Below are 12,916 nucleotides of genomic sequence, written 5' to 3'. Positions count from 1 at the left end.
CCCAACGCAGCATAGGCTACCTGAAAACCTCTTCCATAAAACGCAAATCACACAATGAATAAACCTTCTTCCACACGCGAACCACAGGCAAAAATCCGCCGCAACCGCAGTTTTTCCTTTATGGTTTGGCTGATTCCGCTCATTGCCCTCTTCACCGGCGGCTGGCTGCTGTTCGACCACATCCGCAACACCGGCCCGGAAGTCACGCTGTATATGAGTAATGCCGAGGGCATTGAAGTGAATAACACCGTGATTAAGGTGTTGGATGTAGACGTGGGCCGCGTTACCGCCATCCACCTGCGCCCCGGCCAGGAAGGCGTGGCACTCACCGCCCAGCTCACCGGCGAAGCTAAAGACATGATCCGTAAAGACAGCCAATTTTGGATGGTGAAACCGCGCGTGGACCAAAGCGGCATCACCGGCTTGAGCACGCTCGTGTCCGGCTCGTATATCGCCCTGATGCCCGGGAAAAGCCCGGAAGAAGCACGCGAATTCACCGTGGCCGATGTGCCGCCCGTGTCTGCCTTCTCCCAAGGCGGCCTGCGGTTGCGCTTAAAAGGCGGCAGCGGCAAAATTCTTAGCAGCGGCAGCCCGGTGATGTACCGCGACATCGTGGTGGGCATCGTAGAGGGCGCGAAATTCGACCCCGTGTCCAAAACCACCGACTACCAAATCTTCATCGGCAGCCCCAACGACAAACTCATCGGCAACAACGTGCGCTTCTGGCTGCAAAGCGGCCTCAAAATCGAGCTCGGCGGCAGCGGCCTCAAAGTGGACACTCCTTCCCTGCCCGCCCTGATTTCCGGCGCCATCGCCTTCGACGACCCGCCCGGCGGCAACAAAGGCAGCCAAGTAGGCAACAACACCCTCTTCCCCCTCTACGACAGCCGTGCCGACGTAGACAACCAAGCCGACGCGCGCTCGCTGTATTACGTGGTTTTCTTCAAACAAAGCGTGCGCGGCCTGGCCGCCGGCGCACCCGTGGAATACAAAGGCATCCCCGTCGGCACGGTAACCGACGTGCCCTACTTCAGCCGCAACGACAGCCTCAACCTGTTCGACAACGGCTGGGTTCCCGTGCGCATCCGCATCGACCCCTCCCGCCTCGAAATCAACGCCGACAGCCAAAGCAAAGAAGCCTGGGCCGACCAAATCGGCCGCGCCCTCAACAAAGGCCTCAGCGCCACCCTGTCCAGCAACAACCTGCTCACCGGCTCCCTGTTTGTCGAGCTTTCCGAAGCCCCCGGCCAAAGCGTGCTCAAACCCGCCGCCAGCTATCAGGGCAACACCGTCATCGCCAGCCGCAACGGCGGCAGCCTGGGCGATTTGCAGCAGCAGGTCTCCGCCCTGCTCGACAAATTCAACCGCCTGCCGCTGGATAAAACCGTGCGCGAACTCAACGGCAGCCTAACCGAGCTGAAAGGCACGCTCGCCCAAGCCAACCGCCTGCTCGGCCAGCCGCAAACCCAGCAGCTGCCCGGCGAGCTCAACCGCACCCTGGCCGAACTGCGCACCACCCTGCAGGGCGTATCCCCGCAATCGCCCGTGTATGGCGATGTGCAGAAAACCCTGCGCAGCATCGACCGCACCCTGCAGCAGGCCGCGCCCGTGCTCAACACCCTTAAAGAGCAGCCCAACGCCCTGATTTTCAAATCTTCCGCCACCGACCCCACCCCGAAAGGAAGCCGCTGATGTCCTTGTTTGCCAAACTGTCCGCCGCCGCCACGGCCCTGCTGCTGGCCGCCTGCGCCTCCGCCCCCACCGCCCAGTATTTCAGCCTGCCCGACAGCGCCTTCATGCCGCCGGCCGGCCAAAGCAGCGGCCAAACCGCCGTGCAAATCATCCTGGCCGAGCCGCTCGGCCAAGGCGGCCTCGTTTACCAAACCGACGCCCACCGCCTCAACTTCGCCCGCCACCACCTGTGGGCCGCCCCGCTGGACCAAAGCCTGGCCGCCGCCTTCAGCAACCGGCTCAACCGCCACGGCAGCGCCCGCTTCGTGCCCTACGGCCGCGGCAACAGCTTGCCCGTGCTCAAAATTTATATCGAACAATTCCAAGGCAGCTTCCAAGGCCACACCCTCGTGAGCGGCTATGCCCAATGGCCGAACGGCCGCACCACCCCATTCAACATCAAAACCCCGCAGCAAGGTGACGGCTACTCCTCCATGGTGGAATCCCTGTCCCAAGGTCTAACCCGTGCTGCCGACACCGTAGGCGGCCACTAAATACCACGCCGCAGACATCAGTAAAAAGCTACCTGAAAACTAGAGCAGCGGGCATGAAGCGCAGGCTATTGGACAAAGCGGCATTTACTCGGCGGCTTTTTTATTGCCTTCCACCACCACGGTGAGCTTGCCGGTAGCAGGGTGGATAGCCAAGCCGCATACGGCGATGCACTCAGACATCAGCAGGTGTTGTTTGATGGACTTCACGGTTGGCGTACGCTGTCGTCAGCATTATCGAAGCCGGTGAGTCAGACGTCTAAGTCAATACCAGTATGACATAGGATGTTGGTGTTCGCCTCCGGAATGCTGGCGGCGCGGGCTTTATTAAACGGGCGATTGGGAGAAAAGCCGCACATGCTGCAGTCATGATGCACCACCACCATGATTTCTTCCACATCTAAATCAAACACAACCACCAAGAGTCTGCGTATTCCTGAACCCCACGGGTGCGGCACTATAGCGCCGGTATTACGGATAACTTTGCCATCGCCGTTTTTCAAGTTTAAGGCGGCATACAGCAGCTCGAAAATACGTATATCCATGCAGGATAGGATGGCCAGTTTCTTTTCAGGGTATTTATTGCTGAAAAATTCTACGCATTCGCCGCTTTCAACGAAGTGTTTATTGTGTTTTATAGTTTCATCAAGTAGGTTCATGAAAGCTCCCTTCATAGCTGGGATGGAGCTGCAAAGTAATACGGATAAGTAATGTTCAATATATACCAGAGGAGTAAATCATTTCTGCATTCTATTTAAATGTGCTCCTTAATATAGTCTTCCCAAGTAGGATGAAGACGCCGAACTACAGACAAAAAACAGTAGCAAGACAAGGCAACACCGTATCATTCCTATTCTGGATGGCTATACAAACAGGCTACCTAAAACGATTTTCAGGTAGCCTATGGAGCAAAATCTACTCAGATTAAGAGCGGATGCCGGATGCTTTCACGCTGTCAACGTAGCCATGGTCGTTAATACGGATGTGGCGGAACAACCAGCCTTCACATAAAGTAATTACTTCATCCAAGGCTTCAAGGTCGCCGTTGTGATAACGGGCTTGCAGGGTACTCATACGGTTTACGAAGTTTTGATGCACTTTTCTGTGCTGCTCTACCAGACGGTACTGTGCCTCCTCCAACATCATTTCTTCGTAGCTGAAGTGTTCTACGGTGTAGTCAATCAGGTGTTGGAGTTCCAGCTCGATAGCTTCTTTATCGTTAGCTTCTCTGGCATCATACAACTTATTAGTATAATCAACCAATTGGCGGTGTTGTGCATCGATATCGTCGAGTCCGGTGTCCAAATCGGAAGTCCAATATACGAAAGGCATGGTGTATCCCTCATCAAGTAAACAAAAAATTGATCGCCGCGGCACTTAAACTTCCTCGCCAAGCAGCAACTTTTACATAAAACCGAAAATCCGCCAGCAAAATCCTGACAGGTGAAACAGATATGTAAGAGCTATCTAATTCCAAGCAAGTCTTATGCCAGTTTCCTCCCCTGCAATAAATAAACCTTTCTGCCGAAACAGAAAGGTTTATTTATTGCCAACTGAGTACTAACAAAACTGCCTGTAGGCAAGCTTAGCGGCTGCCGTAGCCGTCTACTTGGATCTCCACACGACGATTGGGCTGCAGGCAGGTGATCAGCTGGTTGCGTCCACCGTGGTTATCGCACTGCCTAACTGGCTGGGATTCGCCCATGCCAACTGCGCGGATTTTGTCAGCCGGCAAGCCTTGAGCTGCCAAATAACGGCGCACAGTTTCGGCGCGCTGCTGCGATAGATTTTGATTATAGGCATCTGAGCCGAGGTAATCGGTGTGGCCGATTACGGTGATGCTATTGAGCTGCTCGAAGTTTCTCAATTTAGCGGCCAATTCGCTCAGCTCTTCGCGTCCACGTGGTTGTAAATCATATTCGCCGCTACGGTCGAACGCAAATAATACATCTGCACTCAGCGTGTAGCGGTGCTGCTGTTGTGCAGGGGCTGCAGACTCTTGCGATAGTGGTGGGCAGGTGGCGTTTTCGGGATCAACAGCGCGCCAGTAGGTTTCGTTGCTGAACACGTTTTTGTCGAACAACACTTTAAATTGGCAAGTAGTTACGCCATTGGTACCTTGGCCGGGAGTATGGAAGTGGAACAGGTAGTTCCATTCGCGCGGACGCCACATTTCACCGTAGTGCGGACGGCCGATCAGGTAGTACAAATCGTCTTTGGTCAAGCCAGCTCTCACTTGGTTCAGACTGCCCAAATCAGGGAAGGTGCCACGGGTTTTATTGAGGGTTACCCGATCCCACTTTGGCCATACCGGCTGGTCAGTAGTACCGCTTGAGCTTACTCTTGTTAGTGAGGAACAGGCAGACAATACTATGGCGATAGTGGTCACAGCTGCTGTGCAACGGGCTACTTTAGCAAATTTCATAATTTTTTCCTTTGGGTTGTTTATTTTGGAGAATCCAGTAGGGCTACCTGAAAATTCTATGCTTAGATTTTCAGGTAGCCTCTTTCAGCTTACCACTGATAGCCTGCACCGATAGAAGCACCGAAGTTACCACGTGAATTACCGCTGCCGGTAGCTTTAATAATCCAGTTACCGCTATCAGAAATAGTGGAGAAGCCAACGGCATAACCAGTTTCTCCTTTGTAGTAGCCGCCACCCACAGCCACCATGTTTTTGCCCGGCAAGTAAGCCTGCGGCAGGCCAGCAGTGGCAATGGCTTGAGCCACACCGGCATTGGCAGTATTGGCTACATCGTTAACTTTGGCATCCAGAGCAATGATGTTAGCATTGTTGGTACCGCTCAAAGCACCCAAGGCCGCATTCAGCTGATTCACGTTAACTGCATCCGTGCCATCCGTACCTCTAGCAACATTGGTAATTTTGTTGCCGCCGTTGTTCAGACCACCGGTGGTAAGACTAACGGGGTTGCCGCCACCTGCTGCCGGAGTGATGGTTACGCCACTACCGTTGGTAACAGTTTTATTACCAGCTGCATCGGTGGTGGTTACGCTGGTTACGTTCAGGTTCGGGTTCAACGCCAACTGTGTGCCGCCAGCTATAGTGGTGCTGGTGATGTTGCTGTCGCCTTTCACGTTGATGGTGTCACCCAGCTTGTAGTTGTTGCTGCCAGTAGTACCGCCGAAGTTGATACCTTTGGCCACGTTTTGGTTGGTGGCATACAGCTGACCGCCGTTTACAGCTTCCTTGCTGCCTGCGGCAACAGTACCGTCCGCCACGTTACCCAAGGTAACCGGGTTGCCTGCGGTACCGCCTACTAAGTTCACCCTGTTAGTTGGCGTATTGGTGGGGTTGCCTGAAGCATCGGCATAGGTCATCGGGGTATCAACCTTAACGGTAGTTACGCCGTTGGTACTCGTTACTTTGGCTACAGTACCTTGGCCGTTGGCGAAGTTGACAGTGTCGCCGTGGGTGACGAAGTCCTTATTAACTCCGTTGCCTTGTACGGTGAAGCCAGCGTTCAATACGTCGTTTACGGTAGCGGCATTGTTGCCTTTGCCTGCAAAATCAGCGCGGCTGTTGTTGGCCGGGTTGTTTACAGCATTGGTTGTATCAGCCAGGTTGCTCTTCACATTGGCCAATGTGGTCGGCTCAGTGGTGGAGCCAGCGGCATTCTGCATGCTGGCAATCACGTCGCCAGCCTGTACTTGCTGCGCCCCCGGTTGACCTTCGGGCGCATCGTAGAACTTGCCGTCGGTGTGTTTGTACACTTTGCTGCCGTCAGCTTTGGTGTACGCCACCGGGGTTTGGGCGCTCTGCACCACAGATTGGGCATTCAGGGCGTAGGTGTAGCTCTGATTGCCATTGCCGTCCACCTCCTGTTTCACAGTCAACCCGTTGCCCGCTTTCAGGGTCAGAGTGCTGCCGGGTTTGGCGAGCGTAGCAGAATGATTACCCGCTACATTGCCGCCAGCATCGATGTTGAAGCCGCTGTTGTTGATGGCCTTGGCTATATCGCCGGCAGTAGCCAGTTTGTTAGCATCAGCGGGAGCCGGAGCAATCACTTTACCAGCCGGGTTGCCACCGGTGCCGTCGCCCACGTTCAACGCAGTGGTGTCGGCAGCCACTTTGTAGGTGGTACTGCCATCAGCATTTGGCGTACTGCTAACACTAATACCGTTGCCTGCTTCTATCTTGCTGGTGGCTGCTGCTTTAGCCGCATTCAGCTGATTCACGTTAACTGCATCCGTGCCATCCGTACCTCTAGCAACATTGGTAATTTTGTTGCCGCCGTTGTTCAGACCACCGGTGGTAAGACTAACGGGGTTGCCGCCACCTGCTGCCGGAGTGATGGTTACGCCACTACCGTTGGTAACAGTTTTATTACCAGCTGCATCGGTGGTGGTTACGCTGGTTACGTTCAGGTTCGGGTTCAACGCCAACTGTGTGCCGCCAGCTATAGTGGTGCTGGTGATGTTGCTGTCGCCTTTCACGTTGATGGTGTCACCCAGCTTGTAGTTGTTGCTGCCAGTAGTACCGCCGAAGTTGATACCTTTGGCCACGTTTTGGTTGGTGGCATACAGCTGACCGCCGTTTACAGCTTCCTTGCTGCCTGCGGCAACAGTACCGTCCGCCACGTTACCCAAGGTAACCGGGTTGCCTGCGGTACCGCCTACTAAGTTCACCCTGTTAGTTGGCGTATTGGTGGGGTTGCCTGAAGCATCGGCATAGGTCATCGGGGTATCAACCTTAACGGTAGTTACGCCGTTGGTACTCGTTACTTTGGCTACAGTACCTTGGCCGTTGGCGAAGTTGACAGTGTCGCCGTGGGTGACGAAGTCCTTATTAACTCCGTTGCCTTGTACGGTGAAGCCAGCGTTCAATACGTCGTTTACGGTAGCGGCATTGTTGCCTTTGCCTGCAAAATCAGCGCGGCTGTTGTTGGCCGGGTTGTTTACAGCATTGGTTGTATCAGCCAGGTTGCTCTTCACATTGGCCAATGTGGTCGGCTCAGTGGTGGAGCCAGCGGCATTCTGCATGCTGGCAATCACGTCGCCAGCCTGTACTTGCTGCGCCCCCGGTTGACCTTCGGGCGCATCGTAGAACTTGCCGTCGGTGTGTTTGTACACTTTGCTGCCGTCAGCTTTGGTGTAGACCACCGGCAGCTGGGCAGACTCGGCCAAGCCTTGGGCGTTGACACTCAGATCGTAGTTATCTGCGCCAGTTGTTCCATTGGTCGTTTTGGTGACCGTAAGGCTGCCGTTGTTAGAAGACACCGTGGTTCTGCTGGCTTGAATGGCTTCGTGAATGTTGCCCTTACCTGTGCCACCAATATTGTTCATGCTGAGTTTACCATCGGCGCCTACGGCTGCATTACCACCCAAAATATTCTTCATGCTACCAGCCACATTGCCAATCACTGTTTGTGTGGCATACAGCTGGCTGCCATTGATGGCATCGGTGCTGGTGGCACTGATGCGGCCCGCAGCCACATTGGTAATTGTACGTTTTTCATTGCCATTACCAACACTTACTGTCGCAACAGGATTGGTTCCCGCAAAACCACCGTAAGTGATATTGCCTACCGTTGCAGTATTTGTACCTACCGCATTTTCAGTAGTCGAAGAACTACCCAATGCAACAGACTTAGAATGGGTTGCCGTTGCGCCAGAACCGATGGCAGTACCATATTGTCCAGCACCTTCTACTTTCGCACCCGCACCGATAGCAACACCGCTGGCGGCTGCCACCTTAGCCTCAGTACCTATAGAGGTGGAGCTGCCCTGAGAAGCAATAGCCTTAGAACCGATAGCTGTTGCGCTATCCGCTTTGGCTTCAGCACCTTGTCCTAATGCGGAGGAATCAATACCGTCAGCTTTCGCATTACTACCGAATGCCGAACTGCGTAATTTTGTTGCTGTTGCCGCACTCCCGATTGTGGTCGCATCATCGGCGGTCGCAATTGCATTCGGGCCGACCACGACCGTCCTTTCGCCGGTAGCCGAGGACTTATAGCCAATAGCGATATTATTATTTTTAGTAACCTTGGCTTCACGACCCATTGCAATAGCTTGTGCAGCATTAGCAGCAGCCGATTCCCCGATAGAAATCGCAGCATCACCCCCTGCATTAGCTTCTCTACCAACTGCAACAGAACTTCGTCCTCCAGCCTTCGCATCATTAGCTAATGCTACTGCAGCATCTCCCATAGCTTTGGAACCGGTACCGACCGCGGTGGAATAACCGCCCGTAGCTTTTGCATGTGCACCATTACCGATAGCAACCCCATGCTTGGTTGATTCAGCCGTATTACCGATTGCGGTTGCACCCATTCCGTTTGCACGGGTTGTCGTACCAATACCCAACGCATCTCGTCCTGTCGCTTGAGCATCATTACCAAACGCAACAGTTCCTTTATCCATTGCCTTGGCTGCAGAACCTACGGCTACCGAATGCTCTGCAGAAGCAGACGCATTTACGCCAGCGGCTAGTGCATGCGTACCAGTTGCGCCGTCGTTGTTGTAGTTTCCGTCGGTAGCACCACTGCCTCTTACGCTATAGTAATGCGTTTTCGCAGCACCAATCTGGTTTTGCAATCCTTGCGTTACATAAAACAGCTGGCTGCCGTTGATGGCGTCGGTGCTGGCGGCATTAATAGCGCCTGGAGCAACGTGTTTAATTTGGCGTTCGAAACCAGCCGAACCAATAGAAACCTGGTCACCGGCAGTCACGCTGCCGCTGCCAGCAAACGGATTAGCCGCACTGCCATAAGTGATTGAACCCACGGTTGCCGTTTTTTCTGACGTAGCCGCTGCAGCCGTGGTGCTGCCCGCGCCCAATGCTACGGCGTTTTCTTTATCAGCGCTTGCGCCAACGCCCAATGCCACTGAAGCGATGCCGGTTGCCGACGTTTTGGTACCAAAGGCGGTTGACAAGGCGCCTGTTGCCTTGGCCTGCACACCCAAAGAAACCGCGCCGTCGCCCGCCTCGGTACCGATATAGCGGCCGGCGGTAGAAGTAAAGTCGACCAGGTTCTGCCCTGTCAGGTTTCTATATTTAGCCGCCGCAGCCGTATCGTTCAGCGCATCGTTGTTATTAGCGGGGCTGGTACTGACCAGCGGCGTAGTACTGGCTACCGCATTCAGGTCGTCCCCGCCAATGGAGACGGAAGAATTGCCTCTGGCGATGGTGTTGTTACCGATGGAGGTCGATTGACTGCCAATGGCCTGGGTAGACGGCCCCAAAGCTACGCCTTGCGTAGCTGAAGCTTTGGCGTGCACGCCGTAAGCCACGCTCTCATTGCCAATGGCTTGCGCATCCCAACCGACGGCCACCGCCCGCAAGCCGGAAGACACGGTATCCACACCGATAGCGACGGATGCCTCTTTATTATTGGCCTCATCCAACGTGATGCCGGTACCCATGCGGATGCTGTTCGATGAACGATACAGGTTGCCATTCGTATCTTTATATTCACCATTCGGAGTGAAGTTGGGATCAACCCCGTTCGTACCACGGTTACCGATGCCAATGATGCCACTATTGACATCCAGACGGCCGCCCAGCGTCAGGTTTTTAGCACCGTTATCTTTGTCGGTAGCACTCCATTTATCGCCATAAAACAAAGTACGATTAGTTTGAGTTTCACGTTTTTCTGCGCCAGAGAGATTAGTAGCACCCTTTGTAGCATCTTCAACGGATAAACATGGGCGGAAAGAACTTCCTACCTGTACGCCAAAATGGGTGCCGTCAATTGCAGGGTAGTTAGCACCTTGTCCTGCACCCCAATATCCCCAAGCTCTCCTGTTATTAGTCTGTCCTTTCAAATCCAGCGCATATAGCCCTGTTTGGTTGCCACTATCAAACGTTGCTGTACAACCGGTATCGTGTCCGTCATTGATATAAATACCAGGCGCAGCATAAGCTTCTGTACTGCTCATAGCAAACAAACCGGCAATAGCGGCAGAAAGCGTAACTGCTTTAACACCAAAAAAGGACAATGCTGCCACACCAACATCTACAACTCTGCTGCGACCAGACTTCCGATGAGCCTTAGCTGTTTCCTGCACAGCCACCCAAGTGTTGGTACATTCATTCCATACGGTACGGTAAACTTTGTTCATATAATTCAGCTTCCTAACTTTTCAAAATTAAAGAATCAAAAAATAAAACACATTAAACAACGGGAAAGCCCATCGGTTGATTTACATCAATCACCATCGATTTCTTCCTACGCTTGTCAGGCCATACAAAACTTAAATTATTTTTGCAGAGGGCCTTTATTTTATTCAAATAAATTCAATAGACTACGTATTCTAAACCCGTGGGCAAATTGAGGCTGGCATAATACAGGCAGTTAACGTATCATCCTAGCCGCTTATCGCTTGGTTGTATTTCTTTTACAAAAACTTGCAACAAATTTGTAACACTCTCTACTTATACAAGCCACATCAACTACACATTTCAGGCGGTTTTTAGGTAGCGAACATAATATTATAATTCCTGGATATACAAACACTTAAATACCACCTAAAAACCAAGCATAAATACGCTCGTTTCCTATTGCCCGAGCCGAAGCTTCACTTTATTGAGTAACCTCACTAAGTAAATTACAAGCTATTCCTAGCTTGAATCAACTTGTAGCTTAGCAGCAATATCTATTACAAAATTCTCTATAATACGCAACAAAATAGCAATAAAATATCGTATTGCCATGTCCTCCTAAATTTCAGGTAACTTTCTCCTCCCTACCCTTTATGAGGTTTTAATCGTAATACAACACAAACCTAGATCGTAAATGGCACAGGGCACCGCAAAATCGGGCAAACACAACCCAATGTCAATCGCCCCTAGCCCTTACACAAAAAACGCTTGCTTATCATTAGGATAAACAAGCGTTTCAAACTCTCAGCTGTAAAATAAATTTTCAGCAATTGTCTTTACAAAGGCCCTATTACACCCATCGCCTAATACAGAGGAAAAACAAGGTTGCTATCCTGCTCCATCCATCGCCTCAAAACGGTTGCCGCAGTTCGCTCAAGCTGATACCCAACGCTTGGGCGTATTTAGCCAAGGTTTTTTCAGGTAGCCCCTCAAACACGACTGGTTGTAAATGGTGGCGCAGCTGCCAACGCCATACGCCGGCGGCCATAGCCAGGCCGACTTCGTCGTATCGACTGCGGAACATGTGGTAATACAAAGCGGAGCGCTCGCCACGCTCCACGGCCTGCTTGGCGGCTTCGGCCTGTTCCTCCAACTCGGCCACGGCCTGCACAGTGGCGTAGGATTCGTCTTGCCAGCCGGTGCTGGTGGCGGCTTGGTAACGGCCATTGTGCGTGCCATAGATAATTTTTTGATGCCCACGATAGCTGGGGCTGTCGTCTTGCGGAATGTCGTTGATATCCATGCTGAATAGTTCCAAACAAGCAGAATCTGGGTTTTCAGGTAGCCTCAGGCATACACCGCTTCCAGCAACATAAAACAAGTGGAAAAGCGGCCGCTTTCGGGAATGTAGCATAGGATTTTCTGGCCGTTTCGGATATCCGTGCGGCGCATAAACTCTTCCAAAATAATGTAAATCGCCGCCGAGCCAGTGTTGCCTTTATAGTGCAGGTTGGTAAACCATTTTTCTTCGGCAATCGGCAGCCCTGCTGCAGCAAGGCCATCGGCTAACTTACTGCGGAAGAAATCGGAGGAGTAATGCGGCAGAAACCAATCAATCTCGCCGGCTTGCAGGCCGTGCTTGGCAATTAGACGGCACAGCGGCTTTTCCACCGTGTAAGCCACGATATTTTCATTCAACAGCTTCACATCCTGCTTCACCACCATCAGGCTGCGCTTGGCACACTCATTGGCATCGACATCTTTCCAGCTCAGCCACTCCCCGCCCTGCCCCACTTCGCCACCGGCATACATACACACTGGCATCTCGCTGGCATACGACAGCAAATCAATCCAATGGATTTTAAAATTCAACTGCCCGGCCAGCGGCTCACTGCCCAGCTGCACCGCGCCGGCACCGTCCGACAGCATCCAGCGCAAAAAATCCTTTTCAAACGCAATCTCCGGCTTGGCACCCTGCAGGCGCAGGCTGTCGGTTTCACAACGGAAACGCTCGCCGCGCAATACCGCCGAAGCCGTTTCCGAAGCTGCTGCCACCGCTTCGCGGCATTCACCAGTACGCACCGCGCGTTCGGCCTGCTTCATCGCCGCCATCCCCGCCACACACACGCCAGCCGTGCTCACCACCTCGCAGGGTGGAATCTGCGGCAGCAGCCCATGCACCATCACCGCATGGCCGGGCAAAATCTGGTCGGGTAAGACGTGCCGCAGGCAAAGCTGCCGATTTCGTCCGCACGCAAGCCCTGCCCCAACAAACCGAGCACCGCCAGCGCAGCCAGCTCCGTGTTACTATGAGTGGTTTGACGGGTGTGCGGATCAATGGCGTAATGGCGGGAAGTAATGGCATTGGAGCGCAAAATCATCTTGCACACCCGCGAAGGCATATCCCCCACCATACCGAGCACAGCTTCCATCTGCTCATTGCTCACCGGCGGATTCGGCAGAAACGCAGCAGCGCGCTTGATATAAACATCTGATGGCTTATGCAATTCCGGCTCCCCTTCGATATTATATGATGTGTGTGTGGACATTTTCAGGTAGCCTACAGCGGCATATAGCAAAGGCTACCTGAAACTTAGCAGCTAACGCAAAATAGCCTGAAATGCTAATC

Annotated in this window: 6 protein-coding genes and 2 pseudogenes; 2 read left to right on the top strand and 6 right to left on the bottom strand. The window is 53.0% G+C overall.

Features of this window, described 5'->3' with window-relative positions:
* Positions 1 to 54 precede the first annotated feature (54 nt).
* Complete coding sequence (pqiB, locus tag A7P97_RS03520; protein ID WP_067530413.1) at positions 55 to 1,692, top strand: intermembrane transport protein PqiB; 1,638 nt, start codon at positions 55 to 57, stop codon at positions 1,690 to 1,692.
* Positions 1,692 to 2,225 carry a membrane integrity-associated transporter subunit PqiC gene (locus tag A7P97_RS03515; protein WP_067530412.1) on the top strand — a complete coding sequence of 178 codons (534 nt, stop codon included), beginning with the start codon at positions 1,692 to 1,694 and terminating at the stop codon, positions 2,223 to 2,225. Before pqiB ends, A7P97_RS03515 begins: the two co-directional genes overlap by 1 nt.
* An 84-nt stretch (positions 2,226 to 2,309) precedes the next feature.
* Here the strand turns inward: A7P97_RS03515 and A7P97_RS03510 are convergent.
* The 6 genes and pseudogenes from A7P97_RS03510 to A7P97_RS03470 form a co-directional block, all read right to left on the bottom strand.
* Positions 2,310 to 2,881, bottom strand: a pseudogene (locus tag A7P97_RS03510) (beta-class carbonic anhydrase).
* Between the two features lie 265 nt (positions 2,882 to 3,146).
* Positions 3,147 to 3,554, bottom strand: a complete 408-nt coding sequence (locus A7P97_RS03505; RefSeq protein WP_067438342.1) for a bacteriohemerythrin — start codon at positions 3,552 to 3,554, stop codon at positions 3,147 to 3,149.
* 253 nt (positions 3,555 to 3,807) lie between these two features.
* Positions 3,808 to 4,647, bottom strand: a complete 840-nt coding sequence (locus A7P97_RS03500) for an OmpA family protein (protein ID WP_067530411.1) — start codon at positions 4,645 to 4,647, stop codon at positions 3,808 to 3,810.
* 89 nt (positions 4,648 to 4,736) lie between these two features.
* Positions 4,737 to 10,307, bottom strand: coding sequence for a YadA-like family protein (locus A7P97_RS09630; RefSeq protein ID WP_082887587.1), 5,571 nt, complete (start codon positions 10,305 to 10,307; stop codon positions 4,737 to 4,739).
* An 890-nt stretch (positions 10,308 to 11,197) separates the two neighbouring features.
* Positions 11,198 to 11,590 (bottom strand): hypothetical protein, encoded by a 393-nt coding sequence (locus A7P97_RS03475; RefSeq protein WP_067530406.1) that lies wholly within the window; start codon positions 11,588 to 11,590, stop codon positions 11,198 to 11,200.
* 44 nt (positions 11,591 to 11,634) lie between these two features.
* Positions 11,635 to 12,836: pseudogene (locus A7P97_RS03470) on the bottom strand (beta-ketoacyl-ACP synthase III).
* Positions 12,837 to 12,916: the final 80 nt, after the last annotated feature.

This window comes from Eikenella sp. NML070372, assembly GCF_001648415.1.
Lineage (GTDB): Bacteria > Pseudomonadota > Gammaproteobacteria > Burkholderiales > Neisseriaceae > Eikenella > Eikenella exigua.
The sequence above is the reverse complement of the archived record's forward strand: the minus strand, read 5'-3'. Positions and strand labels throughout refer to the sequence as shown.

What these genes read in the sequence shown, in the direction of transcription:
- A7P97_RS03505 (WP_067438342.1), bottom strand. Translation starts at nt 3,554, where the DNA reads ATGCCTTTCGTATATTGGACTTCCGATTTGGACACCGGACTCGACGAT.
- A7P97_RS09630 (WP_082887587.1), bottom strand. Translation starts at nt 10,307, where the DNA reads ATGAACAAAGTTTACCGTACCGTATGGAATGAATGTACCAACACTTGG.
- pqiB (WP_067530413.1), top strand. Translation starts at nt 55, where the DNA reads ATGAATAAACCTTCTTCCACACGCGAACCACAGGCAAAAATCCGCCGC.
- A7P97_RS03500 (WP_067530411.1), bottom strand. Translation starts at nt 4,647, where the DNA reads ATGAAATTTGCTAAAGTAGCCCGTTGCACAGCAGCTGTGACCACTATC.
- A7P97_RS03475 (WP_067530406.1), bottom strand. Translation starts at nt 11,590, where the DNA reads ATGGATATCAACGACATTCCGCAAGACGACAGCCCCAGCTATCGTGGG.
- A7P97_RS03515 (WP_067530412.1), top strand. Translation starts at nt 1,692, where the DNA reads ATGTCCTTGTTTGCCAAACTGTCCGCCGCCGCCACGGCCCTGCTGCTG.